At 60.6% G+C, this 20,127-nt stretch carries 22 protein-coding genes and 1 riboswitch; of the genes, 2 read left to right on the forward strand and 20 right to left on the reverse strand.

Going from position 1 to position 20,127, the window contains the following annotated elements:
- Window positions 1–43 precede the first annotated feature (43 nt).
- Both ACTG2S_RS15500 and folE read right to left on the reverse strand, forming a co-directional pair.
- A complete protein-coding gene (locus ACTG2S_RS15500) occupies window positions 44–1,699 on the reverse strand; it encodes a methyl-accepting chemotaxis protein (protein WP_113739141.1) in 1,656 nt (551 codons plus the stop codon).
- Between the two features lie 411 nt (window positions 1,700–2,110).
- Window positions 2,111–2,767 (reverse strand): GTP cyclohydrolase I FolE, encoded by a 657-nt coding sequence (folE, locus tag ACTG2S_RS15505; RefSeq protein ID WP_113739140.1) that lies wholly within the window; start codon window positions 2,765–2,767, stop codon window positions 2,111–2,113.
- A gap of 308 nt (window positions 2,768–3,075) precedes the next feature.
- Between folE and moeA the strand changes: the two genes are divergently transcribed.
- Entirely contained in the window at window positions 3,076–4,302 is a 1,227-nt protein-coding gene (gene moeA / locus ACTG2S_RS15510; protein ID WP_113739139.1) for a molybdopterin molybdotransferase MoeA, read from the forward strand.
- The gene (moeB, locus tag ACTG2S_RS15515; protein WP_439982821.1) at window positions 4,299–5,054 is read left to right on the forward strand and encodes a molybdopterin-synthase adenylyltransferase MoeB; all 756 of its coding nucleotides are present in this window, start codon (window positions 4,299–4,301) and stop codon (window positions 5,052–5,054) included. Before moeA ends, moeB begins: the two co-directional genes overlap by 4 nt.
- A 72-nt stretch (window positions 5,055–5,126) precedes the next feature.
- On the opposite strand, the gene ACTG2S_RS15520 is transcribed toward moeB, so the two are convergent.
- The 18 genes from ACTG2S_RS15520 to moaA form a co-directional block, all read right to left on the reverse strand.
- Entirely contained in the window at window positions 5,127–5,885 is a 759-nt protein-coding gene (locus ACTG2S_RS15520; protein WP_274160339.1) for a hypothetical protein, read from the reverse strand.
- Window positions 5,878–6,921 carry a plasmid segregation protein ParM domain-containing protein gene (gene parM, locus ACTG2S_RS15525; protein WP_103252105.1) on the reverse strand — a complete coding sequence of 348 codons (1,044 nt, stop codon included), beginning with the start codon at window positions 6,919–6,921 and terminating at the stop codon, window positions 5,878–5,880. The genes ACTG2S_RS15520 and parM overlap by 8 nt, the downstream gene beginning before the upstream one ends.
- Before the next feature lie 105 nt (window positions 6,922–7,026).
- The gene (locus tag ACTG2S_RS15530; RefSeq protein WP_274160340.1) at window positions 7,027–7,803 is read right to left on the reverse strand and encodes an alpha/beta fold hydrolase; all 777 of its coding nucleotides are present in this window, start codon (window positions 7,801–7,803) and stop codon (window positions 7,027–7,029) included.
- A 91-nt stretch (window positions 7,804–7,894) separates the two neighbouring features.
- Complete coding sequence (gene modC / locus ACTG2S_RS15535) at window positions 7,895–8,995, reverse strand: molybdenum ABC transporter ATP-binding protein (RefSeq protein WP_439982823.1); 1,101 nt, start codon at window positions 8,993–8,995, stop codon at window positions 7,895–7,897.
- On the reverse strand, window positions 8,992–9,672 hold the full coding sequence (modB, locus tag ACTG2S_RS15540; RefSeq protein WP_005334429.1) for a molybdate ABC transporter permease subunit: 681 nt from the start codon (window positions 9,670–9,672) through the stop codon (window positions 8,992–8,994). The genes modC and modB overlap by 4 nt, the downstream gene beginning before the upstream one ends.
- 111 nt (window positions 9,673–9,783) lie before the next feature.
- On the reverse strand, window positions 9,784–10,512 hold the full coding sequence (modA, locus tag ACTG2S_RS15545) for a molybdate ABC transporter substrate-binding protein (RefSeq protein WP_439829923.1): 729 nt from the start codon (window positions 10,510–10,512) through the stop codon (window positions 9,784–9,786).
- Window positions 10,513–10,599: 87 nt separating this feature from the next.
- Complete coding sequence (gene moaE, locus ACTG2S_RS15550; RefSeq protein WP_064340972.1) at window positions 10,600–11,073, reverse strand: molybdopterin synthase catalytic subunit MoaE; 474 nt, start codon at window positions 11,071–11,073, stop codon at window positions 10,600–10,602.
- Window positions 11,074–11,075: 2 nt separating this feature from the next.
- Complete coding sequence (gene moaD, locus ACTG2S_RS15555) at window positions 11,076–11,321, reverse strand: molybdopterin synthase sulfur carrier subunit (RefSeq protein ID WP_123172677.1); 246 nt, start codon at window positions 11,319–11,321, stop codon at window positions 11,076–11,078.
- Entirely contained in the window at window positions 11,318–11,842 is a 525-nt protein-coding gene (gene moaC / locus ACTG2S_RS15560; RefSeq protein ID WP_439982828.1) for a cyclic pyranopterin monophosphate synthase MoaC, read from the reverse strand. Before moaC ends, moaD begins: the two co-directional genes overlap by 4 nt.
- A gap of 9 nt (window positions 11,843–11,851) precedes the next feature.
- Window positions 11,852–12,358, reverse strand: a complete 507-nt coding sequence (gene moaB / locus ACTG2S_RS15565) for a molybdenum cofactor biosynthesis protein B (protein ID WP_064340970.1) — start codon at window positions 12,356–12,358, stop codon at window positions 11,852–11,854.
- A 241-nt stretch (window positions 12,359–12,599) separates the two neighbouring features.
- Window positions 12,600–13,190 (reverse strand): cytochrome c3 family protein, encoded by a 591-nt coding sequence (locus ACTG2S_RS15570; RefSeq protein ID WP_005353459.1) that lies wholly within the window; start codon window positions 13,188–13,190, stop codon window positions 12,600–12,602.
- Between the two features lie 11 nt (window positions 13,191–13,201).
- On the reverse strand, window positions 13,202–13,657 hold the full coding sequence (locus ACTG2S_RS15575) for a nitrate reductase cytochrome c-type subunit (RefSeq protein ID WP_005334452.1): 456 nt from the start codon (window positions 13,655–13,657) through the stop codon (window positions 13,202–13,204).
- Window positions 13,657–14,532, reverse strand: a complete 876-nt coding sequence (gene napH / locus ACTG2S_RS15580) for a quinol dehydrogenase ferredoxin subunit NapH (protein ID WP_047438504.1) — start codon at window positions 14,530–14,532, stop codon at window positions 13,657–13,659. The genes ACTG2S_RS15575 and napH overlap by 1 nt, the downstream gene beginning before the upstream one ends.
- Window positions 14,529–15,266 carry a ferredoxin-type protein NapG gene (gene napG / locus ACTG2S_RS15585; RefSeq protein ID WP_058059905.1) on the reverse strand — a complete coding sequence of 246 codons (738 nt, stop codon included), beginning with the start codon at window positions 15,264–15,266 and terminating at the stop codon, window positions 14,529–14,531. Before napG ends, napH begins: the two co-directional genes overlap by 4 nt.
- Before the next feature lie 16 nt (window positions 15,267–15,282).
- A complete protein-coding gene (napA, locus tag ACTG2S_RS15590; protein ID WP_274160344.1) occupies window positions 15,283–17,772 on the reverse strand; it encodes a nitrate reductase catalytic subunit NapA in 2,490 nt (829 codons plus the stop codon).
- Between the two features lie 101 nt (window positions 17,773–17,873).
- Window positions 17,874–18,128 (reverse strand): chaperone NapD, encoded by a 255-nt coding sequence (locus ACTG2S_RS15595; protein ID WP_236340688.1) that lies wholly within the window; start codon window positions 18,126–18,128, stop codon window positions 17,874–17,876.
- Window positions 18,129–18,157: 29 nt separating this feature from the next.
- Window positions 18,158–18,700, reverse strand: a complete 543-nt coding sequence (napF, locus tag ACTG2S_RS15600; protein ID WP_274160345.1) for a ferredoxin-type protein NapF — start codon at window positions 18,698–18,700, stop codon at window positions 18,158–18,160.
- 239 nt (window positions 18,701–18,939) lie between these two features.
- Window positions 18,940–19,935 carry a GTP 3',8-cyclase MoaA gene (moaA, locus tag ACTG2S_RS15605; protein ID WP_274160346.1) on the reverse strand — a complete coding sequence of 332 codons (996 nt, stop codon included), beginning with the start codon at window positions 19,933–19,935 and terminating at the stop codon, window positions 18,940–18,942.
- Window positions 19,923–20,063: riboswitch (molybdenum cofactor riboswitch) on the reverse strand. (Overlaps the previous gene by 13 nt.)
- Window positions 20,064–20,127: the final 64 nt, after the last annotated feature.

Raw genomic sequence — 20,127 nt, forward strand, 5'->3', positions numbered from 1 at the left:
CCCCGCCAATTGGCGGGGCCTTCTGTTATCCATGCATCAACCCTTAGAGGGTGAAGCGCTGGGTCATATGGTGCAGGGTGTTGGCCAGCTTGCTCAGCTCGACGCAAGCCTGGGCGATCTGATGAGCGCCCTGGGCATTCTCGTCAGCGGCATTGTGAATGTTGACGATGCTGCGGTTGAGCTCTTCGGTCACCGCATTCTGCTCTTCGGTGGCGGTGGCGATCAGAGTGTTCATGTCGGTGATGCGCACCACGGCTCCGTTGATGGTCTCGATACTGGTACCGGCATCCCGCGCCAGACCGACACTCTCCTGCATCTGGTGACGACTCAGCTGCATGGCGTTGCCCGCCTCGGCGGCGCGGCTCTGCAAGAGCTCGATCATCTTGCTGATCTCGGCGGTGGAGTCCTGGGTACGCTGGGCTAGGGAGCGCACTTCATCCGCAACGACCGCAAAACCACGACCCTGCTCACCGGCACGGGCCGCTTCGATGGCGGCGTTAAGGGCCAGCAGGTTGGTCTGACCGGCGATATCGCGGATCACATCCAGCACCACGCTGATGTTGGCGCTGTCGGCCTCCAGCTGCTGCACCACTGTGCCTGCCTGTTCAATCTTGACCGACACCTCTTCGATGCTGGCAATGGAGCTGCGTACCACTTCGCTGCCGGCAGCAGAGGTGCGGGAGGCATCCTTGGCGGCGCTCATGGCATCCGTGGTGTTGCGGGCCACTTCGTTGACGGTGGACTGCATCTCGTTCATGGCTGTCGCCACCTGGGAGACTTCGTTCTGCTGGATGGCCATGCCGCTGGCAGACTGGCTGGAGATGGCGCTCACCTCCTCCACTGCGCTGCTGAGTTGGCTCACGGAGCCGGCGATCTCGCTCACCAGATCGGAGAGGGAGCCCTGCATCCGGTTGATGGCGGAGCCCAGCTGACCCAGTTCATCACGGTTGAAGCGGCTGTCACGGATCCACTGCTGCAGTTCGCCCTGACCCAGATCGCCATTGGCAATACGCTGGGCCTGACGGGCCAGCATGATCAGCGGGTCGCGGATCTGGCGGGTCAGTACCACGGAGAGCACCACCACAAGAAGCAGACCGAGCACCAGTGCGATGGTGACGCTCAGGTTGGCGGATTGATAAGAGTCGACAATGTCGCTGCGGGATTCAGACGCATAACCATGGTTAATCTGGATAAGGGAGGCCACTGACTTGCTCAGCGCGGTGTAAAGGGGAACCCCCTCCTCAAGGAAGATGCGTTGGGCTTCGGCAAGCTGATCGCTGTCTTGCAGCTGTTTGACTCGCTGGTGCAGGGCGACGTAACGATCCCAGTCAGATTTCACCGTATCGAAGGTACGGCGCTCCGCCACATCCTCAGGCCAGATCGTCTTGTCATGGGCAATCAGCTGCTGCGCGATCGAGTTAAGCTGTTGACTGGCAATACTCCGATATTCAGCCCTTTTCAGCGGCTCGGCAGCCACCACGAAATAACCCAGCTCATAACGACGCAACTCACCGAGAGAATCCCCGATCGCGCTGGTGCGATTGACCGCTGGCAAGATGCTGTCGGTAAACCGGATGGCAACATCATTCATGTTGCCAAACTGGACAAGGGAAAAACCGCCGATAAAGGCGACCATCAAACCGAGCACGGCAAAGCCGGCGGTGAGTTTTTTGCCTATGGTCATGGAACTGGTATTCATGGGATATCCTGGTGGTCGTTAAATTCGTAGCACTCGTCCGGTTCACGCCCTCCTGGCATGAACTATCTGGCCACCTGTTCAGTGGCGCACCATCCAACCTTGATGAATATCTCTGAATTCCATGAGCGGCAGCGAGAGCCGTGAGGGGGCGCTAGAGTAACCGGATTGTGACGGTTCGGAAAGAGTCTGCCCGGTTACTTTTTGTAAGGTGAAAACGAGGGGTTTTTCGTGTTCGATTAAATATACCGCTCAGATGAATAAATCGGAAAAATGCATAACGTTTGCATAAGGCAAGCCACACGGGCCAAGCCGTTGCAGGCCGCCACTCTCATCCGGGACCAATGAAAAACGCCAGCAATGGCTGCTGGCGTCTCGTTTATTCAGCGTGGCGGTTACAAAACAACCGCCATCTTATCCGCGCAGGCCACCGAGAAACTCGGCCCGGGTATCGGGCTGGGTCTTGAACACCCCGCCGAGGGAGGTGGTGGTGGTATAGGAAGTGGAGTCCATCACGCCGCGTGCCTTGACGCAGTAGTGGGTCGCCTTGATGCTGATAGCCACATCCTTGGTACCGAGCAGGGTCTGCAGCGCCAGCAGGATCTGCTGGGTCAGCCGCTCCTGCACCTGGGGACGGCGGGCAAAGAACTGCACGATTCGGTTGATCTTCGACAGGCCAATTACCTTGCCACGAGGGATATAGGCCACATGGGCCATGCCGTCGATGGTGACGAAGTGGTGTTCGCAGGTGCTGGTGAGGCTGATGTCCCGCACCATGATCATCTCGTCCACCTGCATCTTGTTCTCGATCACCGTCACCTTGGGGAAGGTGGAATAGTCGAGGCCGGAGAAGATCTCGTTGACGTACATCTTGGCGATGCGATGCGGCGTCTCGGCCAGACTATCATCGGCCAGATCCAGCCCCAGGGTCTCCATGATGGAGCGCATATGGCCTTCGATCTTCTCCCGCTTCTCCTGGCTGTTCAGCTCGTTGGTGACCAGGGGGGTTTCCAGTCCCTGGGCTTCGAGGGCAGCCCTGACCAGCAAGGCTTCCGGACTTAAGGTTGTCATTATCTTCTCTCCCACGCTCAGGGACTGTGAGGGCCGCTCAAGGAGCAACCCCTTATGTTATGGCGGCGTACAGGGCCGACGGTATCGCTGTAATGGTCGCCACTCGGGATGTAACGGCCATCTGTTATGGCGGCATAGTAAACGGCCATTGCCGCCAAGATTCAAGTCAACTTGTGCGTCACCTCATACTTTATGGCCATCTACCCCCGTTTCTGCGCCGATTACCCCGAGAATCCTTGAGATAACCTGCCCATCCCCGGGGATTTTTGTGATAATCCCGCCTTCAATCATAGAAAGAGGTCATGACGATGGGATTTGATACCAGCGGACTACTCCCCTTAAGCGATGCCCTGCAAGGGATGCTGGAACAACTCGCCTGCTGCTGCGACAGCGAGCAGCAGCCCCTGCCAGAGGCCCTTGGCCGGGTTCTTGCCAGCGACATCGCCTCTCCCCTCGCCGTGCCCCCCTTCGACAACTCCGCCATGGACGGTTACGCCGTGCGCCTTTCGGATCTCACTGCTGGCACCCCGCTCATCATGGCGGGCAAAGCGTTTGCCGGTCAGCCCTATCAGGGCGAGTGGCCCGCCGGCCACTGCGTGCGGATCATGACCGGCGCCCCGGTTCCCGCAGGCACCGATGCAGTGGTGATGCAGGAAGAAACGCAGGCCGACGGCGATCGGATCACTTTTCTTACGCAACCCGAACCGGGCCAGAATATCCGCCGCACCGGCAGCGATATCGGCAAGGGCGCCTGCGTGCTGCCAGCCGGCACTCGCCTCACCCCAAGAGAGATGCCACTGCTAGCCTCCCTCGGCGTGGCTACCGTCGCGGTGCGCCGACCGCTGAAAGTGGCCATCTTCAGCACTGGCGATGAGCTCAAACCGGTCGGTACCCCGCTCGCCCACGGCGATATCTATGACTCCAACCGCTACGGCGTGCGGGCCATGCTGGCGCGCATGGGCTGCGACTGCCTCGACCTTGGCATCATCCCCGACGATCCGGCCCAGCTACGCGCTGCCTTTATCCGCGCCGACGAAGAGGCCGATGTACTCATCACCACCGGCGGCGTCTCGGTGGGGGAAGCGGATTTCACCAAACAACTGCTGGACGAGCTCGGCGAGATTGGCTTCTGGAAGCTTGCCATCAAGCCGGGCAAGCCGTTTGCGTTTGGCCGTCTGCCCCGCGCCTGGTTCTTCGGCCTGCCGGGCAACCCCGTCTCCGCCATGGTCACCTTCGATCAGCTGGTGCAACCGGCGCTGGCCAAGCTGGCGGGCCAGCACTTCGAGCGCCCGCTCCAGCTGCAAGCCATTGCGGCCGAGCCACTCAAAAAGAGCCCGGGCCGACTCGACTTCCAGCGCGGCATCCTGAGTCAGGGGCCAAACGGCCTCGAGGTGCGCAGCACCGGCTCGCAGGACTCCGCCGTGTTCAGCTCACTGTCGCGAGCCAACTGCTACATCGTTCTTGAACGGGAACGGGGCCGCGTTGCCGCGGGCGAGACGGTGACCGTGGAGCCATTCGGGGGGTTGCTGCTGTGAGCGAGATCCTGAGCGACGCCGAACTGCTGCGCTACAACCGCCAGATCATCCTCAAATCCTTCGACTTCGAGGGACAGGAGGCGCTCAAGCAGGCCCGTGTGCTGGTGATCGGCGCTGGTGGCCTTGGCTGCGCCGCCAGCCAGTATCTGGCGGTAGCCGGAGTTGGCCAGCTCACCCTGGTCGATTTCGACAAGGTGGAGCTCTCCAATCTGCAGCGTCAGGTGTTGCACAACGATGAGCGCATTGGCCACTACAAAGTAGACTCTGCCGCCCAGTCGCTGCGAACCCTCAATCCCTGGCTCAACGTCGAGACCCACGCTGCCGTGGCCGACGAGGCGCTGCTCGATACCCTGTTGCCCCAACACCAGCTGGTATTGGATTGCACTGACAACCTGGCCATTCGCGACCTGCTCAACCAAAAGGCACGCCAGCACAAGGTGCAGCTGGTCAGCGGCGCCGCCATCCGGCTGGAGGGGCAGCTATGCAGCTTCACCTGGCAGGAAGATGAACCCTGCTACGCCTGCCTCAGCGCCCTGTTTGGCGAGCAGGCCCTCACCTGCGTCGAAGCCGGTGTACTCGCCCCCGTGGTGGGATTGGTGGGCAGCCTGCAAGCACTGGAAGCTATCAAGCTCTTGGCAGGCATGGGCAAAAGCTACAGCGGCCGCCTGCTGATGATCGACGGCCTGAGCGGCACCTTCCGCGAGATGAAGCTGCCCAAGCGCCCCGACTGCCCCGTCTGCTCCCATCCTTGACGCAAACGGGATCAAAAAAGCCGAACCCTGTGGTTCGGCTTTTGTATTCCGATTTAGCAACGGTATCGGGGATCAGAAGATCCCCTTGGCTTTGACCTTTTTCATACTGGCCACCTGACTCGAGAGATCCTCTATCAAAGGTTCTACCTCTGTGCCGACAACACTCTGTCGAGCGGGGGCACTGGCCAGTCGCTGGATCAATCTGTGCTGCTCGCGGATCAGCCGGGATTGCTCTTCCAATTGGCGAGAGAGCAGCTGGATACTGCTGGCAAGGGGAGCCAGATCCTGCTCGGCCCCTGCTGATGGCAGCTTGCCAGCGATGGCTTCGGCCAGCTGGTCATGATCCAGTGCAGCAGGCAGCCCCTGTCTGAGTTCATCCCACATCTCGGCGGGTTGTTGCTCGCCAAGCCGGCTGACAATCTCGTCTACCAGTGAAGCGGTATCACTCTGTCCCAGCTGTGGGGCCAGTCGGGCCACTATCTCGTCGATCATCACATCTGCGGCAGGCTGCGCCTCGCCAGCGACCTCACCCAAAGTGAAACCACAGCTGGCAAAGGCATGACGCAGGGTGGTCATGCTCACCTGCTCCGGCCCCAGCGCATTGGCAATCGCTTTGCAGAGGTTGGGCGCCAGCACGTACATGAACATGCCGGAGAGGTAGATATCCTTGTGGAAACGGCTCTTGGAGAAGTCAAACTCCTCGGTGCCCTCCTGGATCTTTCGCGCCCGTTGATACCAGTTCTGCAATACCCCGACCGCATAGCGATCAGACTCCAGCGCACCCGGATCCATATAGATGGAGAAGGTCATGCGCTTGAGTTGACTACTCATCGTCAACCTCGGCCATCACAGGCGCTTCGCGATAGACTTCATCCTCTTCCGTGGTGTAGAGGCAGATTTCACGAGCCAGCGCGGACTGGGCATCGTCCAGCAGCTCGACACGGTCACCCAGGGTGGGATAGGCCGCCTTGATCGCGTCATAAATCAGAGATGCGCCGCCACCGACCAGATAGACACGGTTCGGGTTCTTGGCAAACTTCTTCGCTTCATGCGCAACCTGAGTGCCCAGCTCGTCGATCTTGTTTTGCATCTTCTCGAGGATCTTGGGGATCTGGCTCTCGTCGTTGACCACATCGCGTACAAAGCTCATGTCGTGACGACGCTTGATAAACTCGTTGGCCACCAGATAGCTCGAATCGCTGTCTGCTGCGGCCAGCGCCTTGCGGGTAGCGTCGGTCACCATGGAGACACCGATCTCGTTGTTACCGTAGACATCGGAGACATCATCAAACTCACCGACGATGATCCCCATATCCAGAGTGGTGCCGCCACAGTCGATCACCAGAGTCTTGGTGAACTCGTTGCAGCCTGAACCAATCAGACGGGAGAGCGCAGCAGGCAGACTCTCCGGCATCACTTCGACACTGACGATATTGAACAGCTCGCCCTTGTTAAGGGTGATCGGACGCATCAGGTTGCGGCGTTTCTTCTCGATCTTCTCTTCGTTACGCTGGCAATCATCCGGGTTGTAAAACTCGGTGATGGGCAGGGTCACAGTGATGGCGACATCGCACGGCGTCACTCCGGTCTGCAACAGGGCATGATGCACTGAGAGCAGGTTGAGATCGTCGTACTGGTACTCCACATGTGTGGTGGCCAGAGACTTGTCGGAGGTCGCGTCGTAGGTGTATTTGGTGTTGCCTATCTCGTAGTTGTAGATCTTCTTGTCTTTACGCAATGCGGCGCTCTTCCAGTCCTTGCGAAAGGAGTTGGGAGAGATGATGGTCTTGAGCACCTTGTTCTCAATCCAGCTCACCTTGACGTTGGTCGAGCCATCATCGATGGCCATTTTCATTACTTCAGACATGAGGAAACACCTGTTAATAGATCAGAAATGGGTCCGATTGCATTGCCTTATGCCTTTGGCAAGGCGATCGAACCAATACATACACGGGGTAAAAGGGCGACAAGTTTAATGGGTTTCTAAAATCCGGTGAAGCAAATGATTAAATCCGGAAGGATCTTCCGCTGGCCAGGCGTGGTGGCCGTTGGGGGTGTGGATGGTGGCGTTGGGCAAAGCGGCAAACTGCTCTACCCGTTTGGCCAGCGGCAGGTAGTCGTGACTGGTGGAGATGATGGCCACCGGCTGCCAGATGGCGCCGAGCCGGGCGCGTACCGACCAGCCGGGTAGTGCCTCCAGCAGCGCCTTGTAGGTTTTCTTTTTATTGCGCACGAAACGCAGTCGGAAGGTGTGGCGCACCTGAGCGAGATCCGGGCCCGGGAAGAGCTCGCGTCCCAGCCACCAGGCGAGGGGGCGCATACCGAACCAGCGCAGCCACTTGAGGCGCTGGGCGTAACGCTCCTGCTCTTTGGGGCTCTCCAGCAGAAACTCGCTAAAACCGTTGACCAGCACCAGTCCCTGCACCTTGTGGGGCAGTTGCAGCGCCAGCTCCAGCGCGACCATGGCCCCCAGCGACAATCCGACAACCCAAGCGGGCTCCGGCTGCTCGTCGAGCCAGTTCACCACATCGGCTGCCAGGGTCGCCACATCGAACGGCCCCTCCTGCATGCTCTGACCGTGGCCGCGCAAGTCCAGCGCCACCACCCGGTACTGTTCGGAAAACCGTTCGATCTGCGCCTGCCAGTCGAGGCTCGAGGAGCCCAGCCCATGCAGCAGCAACAGCAAAGGGCCCTCCCCCGCACTGCGCAGGGCAAGGCCGTTGAATTTCATCACCTGATTGCGGCGCATCAGTGTATTGCCTCTCGACTCATCACCTGAACCATCTCTTGTTGTTATGTCACCCGTGGTTATCCTGCCACGTTATCAGCACGGCGCCCAATCAACCCTCGCTGACCAGACTCACCGCCTTGATATAAGCGTAGATCTGCTGCTCCGGCGCCAGTGCCAGCCGCCTGGCGGAGCGGCTGGTGATCCGGGCCAGCAGTATCTGCTCACCCAGCGCCAACTGCAACAGGGTCTGGCCGGGGCGCACCTCGCGCACCGCCAGCAGACGGGTGACGAGACAGTTGGAGAGACTGGAGTGCTCGATAGGTGCTGTAGCAATCACCACATCGCGCCCCGCCACCTTGATCTGCAATGGGCCGCTCTCATCCGGCACATGGGTCATGGTGACCCGCAGCCGCTGCTCGCCGAGTTGCAGGGTCGCCATCTGCTCGTCATCATCGTAGTGAGAGAGGGTCGCATCCAGCATCACCCCGGCATCGTCACGGCTGGCGAGCGACAGGTCGGTACGGGCGAAGATTTCGCTCGGCCGTCCCTGCGCCTCCACCCTGCCACCTTCCAGCAGCACCAGCTGATCGCAGAGCAGGCTCACCTCCTCCATGGCGTGGCTAACGAAGATCATCGGGATGCAGCTCTCCTGCTGCAACCCCTTGAGCACATGGGCCTGATGGATGCGGCTGCGCCGATCGAGCGCCGAGAAAGGCTCATCGAGCAGCAACAGATCAGGCTCGGCCAGCAGCGCCCGCCCCAGCGCTACCCTCTGGCGTTGACCGCCAGAGAGGGCATGGGCAGGCTGCCCCAGCAGATCGGCAAAACCGAGCCGAGCCGCCAGCGCTTCGGGCTGCCAGCGCCCTCGCCCCTTGCGGGCCGCCAGTTGCAGATTGCCGAGCACCGTCAGATGAGGGAAGAGGCGCGAGTCCTGAAACACCAACCCGATCCGGCGCGCTTCGGGCAACAGCGCGGCGCACTCCCGATCGCGCCACCGCAAGCGATCCCCGCTTTGGCGATCGAGTCCGGCGATGATGCGCAGCAGGGTGCTCTTGCCACAGCCCGAGGGGCCGAACAGGCCGAGGATCCCCCCCAGCTCGAGGGTCAGTGCACAATCGAGGGTAAAGGGGCCAAACTCGCGCCGGGCATGGAGGTTCAGGGCATGGCTGTGCGGCACGTTCACAGGCGGCATAGTGGCGGGCTGGTTCATCCAAACACTCTCCGCTGTCGGCGCTGCAACACCCCGTAGACCAGCACCAGCATCACCAGCGAGAAGGCCATCAGGCCGCCCGCCAGATAGTGGGCTTGTCGGTAATCCATCGCCTCCACATGATCAAACAGGGCAATCGAAAGCACCTGGGTCTCGCCGGGGATATTGCCGCCAATCATCAGCACCACGCCAAACTCCCCCAATGTATGGGCAAAGCCAAGGGCCGCCGCCATCACGAAGCTGGGCAGGGTCATCGGCAAGATGATGTGGAAGAAGCGCTCCAGTGGGCCAAGCCCCAGGGTCGCAGCAGCTTCCAGCTCCTTGTTGCCCATGTTGACGAAAGCGGAGGTGAGCGGCTGCACCACGAACGGCAGCGAATAGAGGATGGAGGCAAACAGCAGGCCGAGAAAGCTGAAGGCGAGCGGGGCGCCAAAGGTGTCGCGCCACCAGGCGCCGAAACCATATTCGGGGGAGAAAGCGAGCAGCAGATAAAAACCCAGCACTGTGGGAGGGAGCACCAGCGGCAGCGCCACCAGCGCCTCCACCAGCGGCCGCAGCCGGTTCTGACTGCGCGACAGCCACCAGGCCAGCGGCGGTGCCAGCAACAGCAAAATCGCTGTGGTGCAGGCCGCAAGCTTCAGGGTGAGCCAGACCGCCAGCAGATCCCCTTCACTCATTACCGACCTCCCGGTTGATAAATGCCCCCAACGGCATGGTATCCATCCTTATTGCAAAGAGTGGCCGACTCGAAGGCAGACCACTCAGGGTATCGCATCAGGCCCATCCCCTTATTGGGGCAAGGCATAACCCGCCGCCTTGATCTGCGCCTGACCCGGCCCCTTGAGCCAGGCCACCAGCGCCTCGACCGCGGCGCCTTTCTTCAATACCAGCCCCTGCTGCTCGATAGGGGGATAGAAGCTCGCAGGCACTGCCCAGGCTTCGCCAGTCTTGCCCGCTTCCACCAGATTGGCCCAGGCGACAAAGCCCAGCTCGGCATTGCCGGTGTCGACAAATTGCCAGGTCTGGCCGATGTTGGCGCCGGTCAGCAACCGGTACTGCTTGGGATCGATTTTGAGATGGGTGAGGGTCGCCATGGCGGCAGCACCATAGGGAGCTGTGCGGGCATTGGCGATGGCGAGGTTGCCCTTCCAATTGCGCAGGGTCGCCTCGTCAGGGGCTGGCCCCCCCTTCTTCCACAGCCCCAGCTGGCCGATGGCGTAGGTGAAGCGATCGCTCCCCTTGCCCTCTTTTTCCAGCTTCTCGGGGGTCGCCACATCGGCGGAGAGGAAGAGATCGAACGGTGCGCCGTGACTGATCTGGGTGTAGAGCACCCCGGTGGCGGCAGACGAGATGGCCAGGGTGTGGCCTGTCTTGGCGGTAAACTCCTTGCCAATACGCTCGATGGTTCCCTTGAAGTTGGCGGCCACGGCCACTTTCACTTCATCGGCCTTCACGGCACCGGTATGCAAGGTGGCGGCGCAGACGCCTACGATGACAACAGATAACAGCGGTTTCATTCCCTTTCTCCTGATGGGGCCCGCATATCCGCGCCCCGAAGCGGGGCCGTGGTTCCCGTTGAACCTGCGCCCCTCGTGATGAACAGGTCAGGCTTGCCAGCGGGCAGCGGCCGCGTTGTCGCTCTCCTTGGCCTCGACCCAGCGTTGCACTCCCTCGGCGGTCAGCTCTTTTTTCCAGAACGGCGCCCGGGTTTTCAAGAAATCCATGATGAAGTGACAGGCGTCAAAGGCGGCGTCGCGGTGGGCACTGCTCACCGCCACCAGCACAATCTGATCGCCAAGCCACAGCTCGCCGATACGATGAATGAGGGTACACTCCTGCAGCGGCCAGCGGCGGCGGGCCTCCTGCACGATATCGGCCAGCGCCTTCTCGGTCATACCGGGGTAGTGCTCGAGGGCCAGCCCCTTCACCTCCTCCCCCTGATTGAAGTCGCGCACCTTGCCAACGAAAGTGACAATGGCGCCACTGTCGGGGCGGGTGGCGAGACGGGCATATTCGTCCGCCAGCGAGAAATCCTCCCGCTGGACCAGAATGCGATCGGTCATGGTTGCCTCGCTCATCCTTAACCTCCGGTCACCGGCGGGAAGAAGGCCACCTCATCGCCATCATTGATGGGGGTATCGAGGGGCACCAGGGTCTGGTTGACCGCCACTAGCAGTTTGCCCGACTCGAGGGCGAGTGCCCACTTGTCGCCGCGCTCACAGAGCGCCGCGCGCAGTTGTTCGGCGGTGGCGTAGTCGCAGGGCAGGTTCAGCTCGTCACACGCTACCAGCTCTCTTACTTGCGCAAAAAACAGTACCTTGATCATGCTTGCTCCCCGCTATTTGACCCCAGCTGAAAATGGCCGGACTTGCCGCCCTTTTTCTCTACCAGCCGCACCTGTTCGATCACCATGTCCTTTTGCACTGCCTTGCACATGTCGTAGATGGTCAGCGCCGCCACCGACGCTGCCGTCAGCGCCTCCATCTCCACCCCGGTCTTGCCGGAGAGCTTGCAGAGGGTGCGGATATGCACCTTGTGCTGCTCGGCCAGCGGCACAATCTCCACCTCGACTTTGGTCAAGGCCAGCGGATGGCAGAGGGGGATGAGATCGGCGGTCTTCTTGGCGGCCATGATGCCTGCGATGCGGGCGGTAGCGAACACGTCACCCTTGTGGTGCTGGCCGCTCAGGATCAGCGCCAGCGTCTCGGGGGTCATGGCAACAAACGCCTCGGCACGGGCTTCGCGCTCGGTCACCTGCTTGTCGGTCACATCCACCATATGGGCTTCACCGCTCTGGTTCAGATGCGTCAGGTTGGGCTGGGTCTGCTTGGTATCTGTCTGGTTCATCGTTTGCTCTCAGAGGTGGGAGACAAAGTTGCACGGCTTGGTGCGGGCATCGAGCTGATCGCGGATCAGTTGCTCCCAACCCAGCTGACAGGCGCCGGTGGAGCCCGGCAGACAGCAGATCAGGGTGCGATTGGCGAGTCCCGCCAGCGCACGGCTCTGCATGGCGGAGCCTTTAATCTCGGCAAAAGAGAGTTGACGGAACATCTCGCCAAAACCCTGTACGGTGCGCTCGAACAGCACACCGACCGCTTCCGGTACCCGGTTCTGTTCATTGAAGCCGGTACCGCCGTTAATCAGCACCACCTGCACCCCTTCATCGGCGATCCACTCGCTCACCTGGGCTCGAATGCGAAACAGGTTGTCGGGGCAGAGTGCCCGATCGGCCAGCTGATGGCCCGCGTCGGTAAGGGCCGAGACCAGATAGTCGCCCGAGCTGTCATCGGCGGCGGTGCGGCTGTCGGAAACCGTCAGCACGGCGATCTTGAGGGGAATAAATGCGTTGTGTTTCTGTCCCATCGGGCAGCTCCTTGTGGCTATGGGCCGTCAACGAGGCAGGAAGAGAAGGGGTATGAGAGGCCGGCTGTCAGGACGCAAAAACGGACGCAGACAGGGGGACCAACTTGCTCAAGCGTGTGACGGCGGGCTGATTCTATCAAAGGTTTCACGAGATATGGGATTTAAAAGACACACAAATCTGATGCTTGTCCCATATATGAACAAAACGCAGGCCGGGTAAACCCGGCCTGTCGTCGCAGGATCAGAACCCTTTCACCCCGGTCATGTCGGGCAGCTGGTGCGCAATCCCCTTGTGACAGTCGATGCAGGTACTTTCACCACTGGCCAGATTGGTAGAGTGCATCTTGGCGGCACGCTGCCCCTGCAGGGAGAAGTCCATGTACTCGAAGTTGTGGCAGTTGCGGCACTCGCGCGAATCGGTCTCTTTCATTCGTTGCCACTCCCGCTCCGCCATCTCGCGCCGGTGCGACTCGAACTTCTCACGGGTATCCACCTTGCCGGTGATCATGCCCCACAGCTCCTTGGAAGCCTGCACTTTGCGGATGATCTTGTAGGTCCACTCATGGGGCACGTGGCAATCCGGGCAGCTGGCCCGCACGCCGGAGCGGTTGGCGTAGTGGATGGTGTCGCGGTACTCCTCGAACACGTTGTCCTTCATCTCGTGACAGCTGGTGCAGAAGGCCTCTGTGTTGGATGCTTCCATGGCGGTGTTGAAGCCACCCCAGAAAATCACGCCACCGAAGAAGCCCATCAGCAGGATGACCCAGAGAGCCGCCTTTGATGGTGACTTGAAGGTGGTCCACAGACGCTGGATAAAGCCGGGTAATTTCATCTATGGATTCCTCAGTTCAGCGCTTCAACCGGTTTAAAGGTATTTTCCACCAGCGGCTTGGCATCCGCTTGCGGCACATGGCACTGCAGGCAGAAGTAGCGACGCGGCGACACTTCACCCAGGGTCAGGCCGTCGCGGGTCTCGAAGTGAGTCGGACTGATCTTGGGAGCCTTCATGGCACTGGCATTCTTGAAGCTGTGGCAAGCCAGGCACTTGTTGACCTTGGTATCCACCTCATAGTTGCGAATGTCGTGGGGGATCAGCGGTGGCTGATGCATGTACTGGCGATCATAGGGCGCGCCATCCTTGCGGAAGTTTTTCAGGGGCGCGGCGGTGGCATCGGTCACCAGATCGGTGGCGCCACGCTCGGACTTGAGGCCACCGGTACTGTTGGTGATCTCGGGGGCCGCTGCCATCAAGGATCCCGCCATCAGGCAGGCCAGCATTGCTCCAATCAGCTTTTTCATTATTTGTTCTCCGACGTTTTTTCTGCCTTGACGGCAAAACCTACAGTGATTTCAAAAACTTGTTCCGCGCAGACATCGATGCAGCGGCCACAGTTGGTACACTCCTGAGCCGCAATCAAGGGCCCGTGACCGCGCTTGGCACCGTGAACAGGCCCGCGCAGGATGGGACGCTCCGGGCAAACCGCATAACAATCCATGCAGTTGTTGCACCGCTCGCGCCCCTTGGCAGAAATCTTGATAAATCCGACCCGGTTGACCAGGGCATAGAAGGCCCCCACCGGACAGAGATGACCGCACCAGCCCCGCTCAACCACGAAGAGATCGAACAGGAACAGCGCTGCAAGCAGGGCCCAGCCAGCCCCCATGCCAAACAGCAGGCCGCGCATGGCGAGCGACACCGGATTGACCAGCTCCCACGCCATCACCCCAACCACCGCTGGCACCACCAGCACCATGGCCAGCAGCCAGTAGCGGGTCGCACGGCTGAACTGGCCGTTGCCCTTTAGTCCAAGGCGCCCCCTGAGCCAGGCTGCGGCATCTGTGATGAGGTTGACCGGACAGACCCAGGAGCAGAACACCCTCCCCCCGACCAGCCAGTAACCGGCCAGCACAATGGCAGCCCCCAGCCAGAGAGTGGTGATGGGCCAGTGACCCGCCGCCAGCGACTGCAACAGCGTGAGGGGATCGGTCAGCGGCACCGTCTCCAGCAACAGCGAGCTGGAGAGGTTGCCCTTGAGGATCCAGATACCCGCCAACGGCCCCAGCAAAAACAGCCCGAGCACGCTGAACTGACTCAGGCGACGCAGCAACAGGAAGCGGTGGGAACGCCACCACCCCAGCTTGATGCGAGCCTCTTCCCCCGGATAACGACTCATAACCCCTCCGGTTTGCGGGTGGGCAGGGTGAGCCTGTCGCCGATGAGCGACTTGTTCCCCGCCTTGGCCTTCTCTTCCCAGCCGAGCCGGTAGTGATGACCCAGCTCACCTTTGGCGAGCTGGCGTGGCACCACCTTGATGGCCGCTTCCTCCAGCACGCAGGCATGCTCACACTTGCCACAGCCGGTACAGACATCGCTGTGTACCGTGGGCAGGAACATGGCGTGTTTGCCGGTACGCTGGTTATGCTGCAGCTCAAGAGTGATCGCCTTGTCAATCAGCGGGCAGACCCGATAACAGACATCGCAGCGCAGCCCCAGATAGTTGAGGCAGGTCTCGTGATCGATGAGCACTGCCACCCCCATCCGGGCCTGATCGATGTCGGTCATCTGCTGATCCAGCGCCCCGCTCGGACAGGCCACCACACAAGGGATGTCATCACACATCTCGCAGGGCACGGCACGCGCCTTGAAATAAGGGGTACCGGTGGTCACAGGGTCAAACAGCCGGGCGAGCTTGAGGGTGTCGTAGGGGCAGGCCTCGACGCAGAGCCCGCAACGCACGCAGGCGCTGAGGAACTCTGTTTCATCGAGAGCGGCGGGCGGACGCAGCGCCTGGGCAGGCACAGCTTGTGCCTGCTGGCGGGCCACGCCACCGAGCCCCACGCCAAGCAGGCCCACACCGCAGGCCCCCTTGGCCATGTCGGCCAGAAACTGGCGACGACTACGACTCATCTCGTACTCCCCCGCCTTAAGCCTTCATCACCTTGACGGCGCACTTCTTGTAATCGGTCTCTTTCGAGAGCGGATCGGTGGCGTCCAGGGTCAGCTTGTTGACCAGCTGGCTCGCATCAAAGAAGGGCATGAAGACCAGTCCTTTCGGCGGACGGTTGCGACCACGGGTCTCGACACGGGTCTTCACCTCGCCACGGCGGGAGGAGACGATCACCTCTTCACCACGGCGCACGCCGCGAGCCTTGGCATCGTCCGGGTGCATGAAGAGCACCGCATCCGGGAAGGCACGATAAAGCTCGGGTACCCGACGGGTCATGGTGCCGGTGTGCCAGTGCTCCAGCACGCGGCCGGTGGAGAGCCACAGATCGTACTCTTTATCGGGCGACTCGGCGGCGGGCTCGAACGGCAGGGCGAAGATGACCGCCTTGCCATCGGGCTTGCCATAGAAGCGCACTCCCTCGCCCGCTTTCACATAGGGGTCGAACCCTTCGCGATAGCGCCACAGGGTCTCTTTGCCATCTACCACAGGCCAGCGCAGACCACGGGCTTCGTGGTACTGATCGAACGGCGCCAGATCGTGACCGTGGCCACGACCGAAGGTGGCGTACTCCTCGAACAACCCCTTCTGGACGTAGAACCCGAAGTGCTCGGCTTCGTCGTTCAGCAGACCTTTGCTCTGCTCTTTCGGGAACTGGTTGACCTGACCGTTGGCATAGAGCACATCGAACAGGGTTTTGCCCTTCACTTCCGGCATCTTGGCAATCAGCTCAGCCGGCCACACTTCCTCGACTTTGAAGCGCTTGGAGAACTCCATCAGCTGCCACAAGTCGGACTTGGCCCCTTCCGGCGCTTTCACCTGCTGGTGCCAGAACTGGGTGCGGCGCTCAGCGTTGCCATAGGCCCCCTCTTTCTCCACCCACATGGCGGTGGGGAGGATGAGATCAGCGGCCTGGGCAGTGACGGTCGGGTACGGGTCGGAGACCACGATGAAGTTGCGCGGATCGCGATAGCCAGGCAGGCGATCGGTATTCATGTTGGGGCCGGCCTGCATGTTGTTGTTACACATCACCCAGTAGGCGTTGAGCTTGCCATCTTTGAGCATGCGATCCTGCAGCACGGCGTGGAAACCCACCTTGTCGGGAATGATCCCCTCCGGCAGTTTCCAGATCTTCTCGGCAATGGCGCGGTGTTTGGGCTCGGTCACCACCATGTCGGCAGGCAGACGGTGGGCAAAGGTACCCACTTCACGCGCGGTGCCACAGGCAGAGGGCTGGCCGGTCAGTGAGAAAGGACCATTACCCGGCTCGGAGATCTTGCCGGTCAGCAGGTGGATGTTGTAGCAGAGGTTGTTGGCCCAGACGCCACGGGTATGCTGGTTGAAGCCCATGGTCCAGTAGGAGACCACCTTCTTGCCCGGATCGGCATAGAGCTTGGCCAGCTTTTCCAGCTTCTCTTTGGAGACGCCGGAGAGCTTGGAGACCGACTCCACATCGTAATCCGCCACGAACTTGGCAAACTCTTCGAAGGTCATCGGAGTGGCATCGCCGCTGTCCGGGTTCTTCGCTTTCTGCTGCAGCGGATCGGTCGGGCGCAGGCCGTAACCGATATCGGTGACCCCCTTCTTGAACACTGTGTGCTTGTTGACGAAGTCCCAGTTCACCTTGTCGTTCTGGATGATGTAGTTGGCGACATAGTTGAGGATCGCCAGATCGGTCTGCGGGGTAAACACCATGCCGTTGTCCGCCAGCTCGAAGCTGCGGTGTTCGAAGGTCGAGAGCACGTGCACCTGCACATCCGGGTTGGAGAGACGGCGATCGGACATCCGCGACCAGAGGATGGGGTGCATCTCGGCCATGTTGGAGCCCCACAGCACGAACGCATCGGCCTGCTCGATATCGTCGTAGCAGCCCATCGGCTCATCCATGCCGAAGGTACGCATGAAGCCGACGACCGCAGAGGCCATGCAGTGACGGGCATTGGGGTCAATGTTGTTGGAGCGGAAACCGGCCTTCATCAGCTTGGCGGCGGCGTAACCTTCCCAGACGGTCCACTGGCCGGAGCCGAACATGCCGACAGCGGTCGGCCCCTTCTCTTTCAGGGTCGCCTTGAACTTCTCGGCCATGATGTCGAACGCCTGATCCCAGCTGATGGGGGCGAAGTCGCCATCCTTGTCGAACTGGCCGTTCTTCATCCGCAACATCGGCTGGGTCAGGCGATCCTGGCCGTACATGATCTTGGAGAGGAAGTAACCCTTGATGCAGTTGAGGCCACGGTTGACCGGTGCATCGGGGTCGCCCTGAGTCGCCACAACCCGACCATCCTGAGAACCCACCAGCACGGAGCAGCCGGTACCGCAGAAGCGGCAGGGAGCCTTATCCCAATGGATGGCCGTCTTGTCGGTACTGGTGATGAGATTGGCTGCCAGCGTGGGGGCACTGACACCGGCCACGGCAGCGGCAGCTGCCACCGCGTTGGCCTTCATAAAGTCGCGTCGACTCAGCTTCATGGCATATCCTCACATTGCTTATCGCGTAATAGTTGTCGAATCTGTCGAACGGGAGCCAGCCATCAGCGGCAGAGGGCACGCCCGGCATCCCATCACTCTTTTCAGTGACCGCCCAGTTCATCGAACTGGTGGTAAATCAGGGCGGCTGAGAGCACACCCGGCATCGCCTGTATCGCATCAATGGCCGCCATGATCGGCCGCTGGCTCGGACCTTCCAGGGTCACGACCAGCTTCCCCTCGTCACTGACGGCGTGGATCTCGGCCCCTTCAAGGGCACCAATCTGCTCGGCGAGCTGATAGCGCAAGGGGGGCTGGGTCAGCACCACCAGACTCGATACATGGAACTCCTGATCCATTGTGGCTTCTGTGTCACACGGCTTCTGACTCATTCTGACTCCTGCTTGAGGGTGGGCTGGCTCGCACCACCGGATGGGGCGGCTCGCCCGTCGACCTTGATGCTGCCAACCGGACAATCCTGCACACAGGCGCCGCAGCCATTACAGCGGTCCGGCTCGACCGTCGGGGTGGGCACACGCCCCAGCACCGGAATAAAACGAATGGCATTGGGCTCACAGCTGTCCTGACAGCGCTGGCAGAACACCTGACCATTGGCCAGACAGTTGGCTTCGATATGGGCCTTATAGTGCCAGGGGGACTCGCTGGTCGGGCGAAACACAGGCGCCTTGCAGATCGTGACGCACTCGGTGCAGAAGGTGCATTCGCCACGCTGGAAATCGACCACCGGAAAACCACCCTCGCCATTCACCAAGATCTGCTCCGGACAGGCAGCCAGACAGTCCCCGCAGCGGGTGCAGTCGGCGACAAATGCCGACCAGTTGACTGACCAGGGCAACTGCACCGGCGGTTCGGCAGTTCTCAGCCGCCCCCGGAACAGGCCGCGGCGGGCAAGATCGATCTCATCCGGCATGTTGACTCCTGTTCTGGTGAAAAAGGGGACAGTCCGAGTCCATGATTGGCATTCTTGATACCAATTATAAGAGTGGGTGTATATTGCGGCCCTGACAAGGTAAGGGATATACCACCAGGGAGATAAACAGGGGGGATTCTTGCGCCAGATCAAAGCCTTGCAGCGCAATAAAAAAGGAGGTATCGGTTAAAATACCTCCATGTGAGGATTGCTATTTAATCGTTGGCGATTTTTTGCGGTTATCCGCCGATCGAGGCGAGATGAGGGGTGATGCCGGCATTGCCCTCATGGAGACGATGGGTGGCACTCTTGCCCGCCAGTGCCGCGCGAATGCGCTGTTGCAGCTCATCGGATTGTGCATCTGCGCCGAGCAGATCCCGCAAGTCGATGCCGTTGTCACCAAACAGGCACAGATGCAGCTTCCCCAGCGAGGAGACCCGCAGCCGGTTGCAACCGGCACAGAAATCCTTGCTGTAGGGCATGATAAGCCCCACCCCACCTTGCGAATCGGGGTGCATAAAGACCTGCGCCGGACCGTCATCCGAGCCCCGCAACTGCTGCACCCAGCCGCTCTCCAGCAAGCGCTGTTTGATCTGCTCGCCGCTGACATGGTGGTCACGAAACAGGGTATCCATCTCGCCGGTCTGCATCAGCTCGATAAAGCGCAGCTCGATAGGCTTGTGCCTGATCCAGCCCAGAAAGGCATCGAGCTGGTAGTCGTTGAGCCCCTTGAGCAGCACCGCATTGATCTTCACCGATTTGAAACCGGCGGCCAGTGCTGCTTCGATCCCCTCCATCACCTCGGCCAGCTTGTTCTCACCGGTGATCTGGTGAAACTGGCGCGGGTCGAGACTGTCGACACTGACATTCAGCGCGTTGAGTCCGGCATCAAACCACTCCTGAGCCCGCTCCTTGAGGCGATAGCCGTTGGTGGTCATGGCGACCTTCTCGATGCCCGGGGTGGTGGCAATCACCTTGACGATCTCGGTGAAATCGCGGCGCAGGGAGGGCTCGCCCCCCGTGATGCGCACCTTGCGGGTACCCATGGCGGCAAAACCGCTGACCACGCGGCGGATCTCGTCAATCGAGAGAAAGGGTTGACGCCCCGCTTTGTGACCTTCGGGGGCACGATAACCGTCAGGCAGGCAATAGGTGCAACGGAAATTGCACACATCGGTCACTGACAGACGCAAATAGTAAAAACGACGGGAAAAACCATCTTCAAGTGGCAACATAAACACCTTTCCAAATACGGGAGGCCAGGGCATTTCTTTCCTGACCCTTACAGCTCGAACGTCGGCTGACGGCTGGTTTCCCCCTATCGCTAGGACTTAGGCAAAACCGCTCGGAGTTCATCTAGTTTTTCGATGCTAACACAAGTTGGAGTACACTCCCACGCATCTTGCGGGATCCTTATCACTATTCAG

Source organism: Aeromonas sp. 82P (assembly GCF_051919365.1).
Lineage (GTDB): Bacteria > Pseudomonadota > Gammaproteobacteria > Enterobacterales > Aeromonadaceae > Aeromonas > Aeromonas veronii.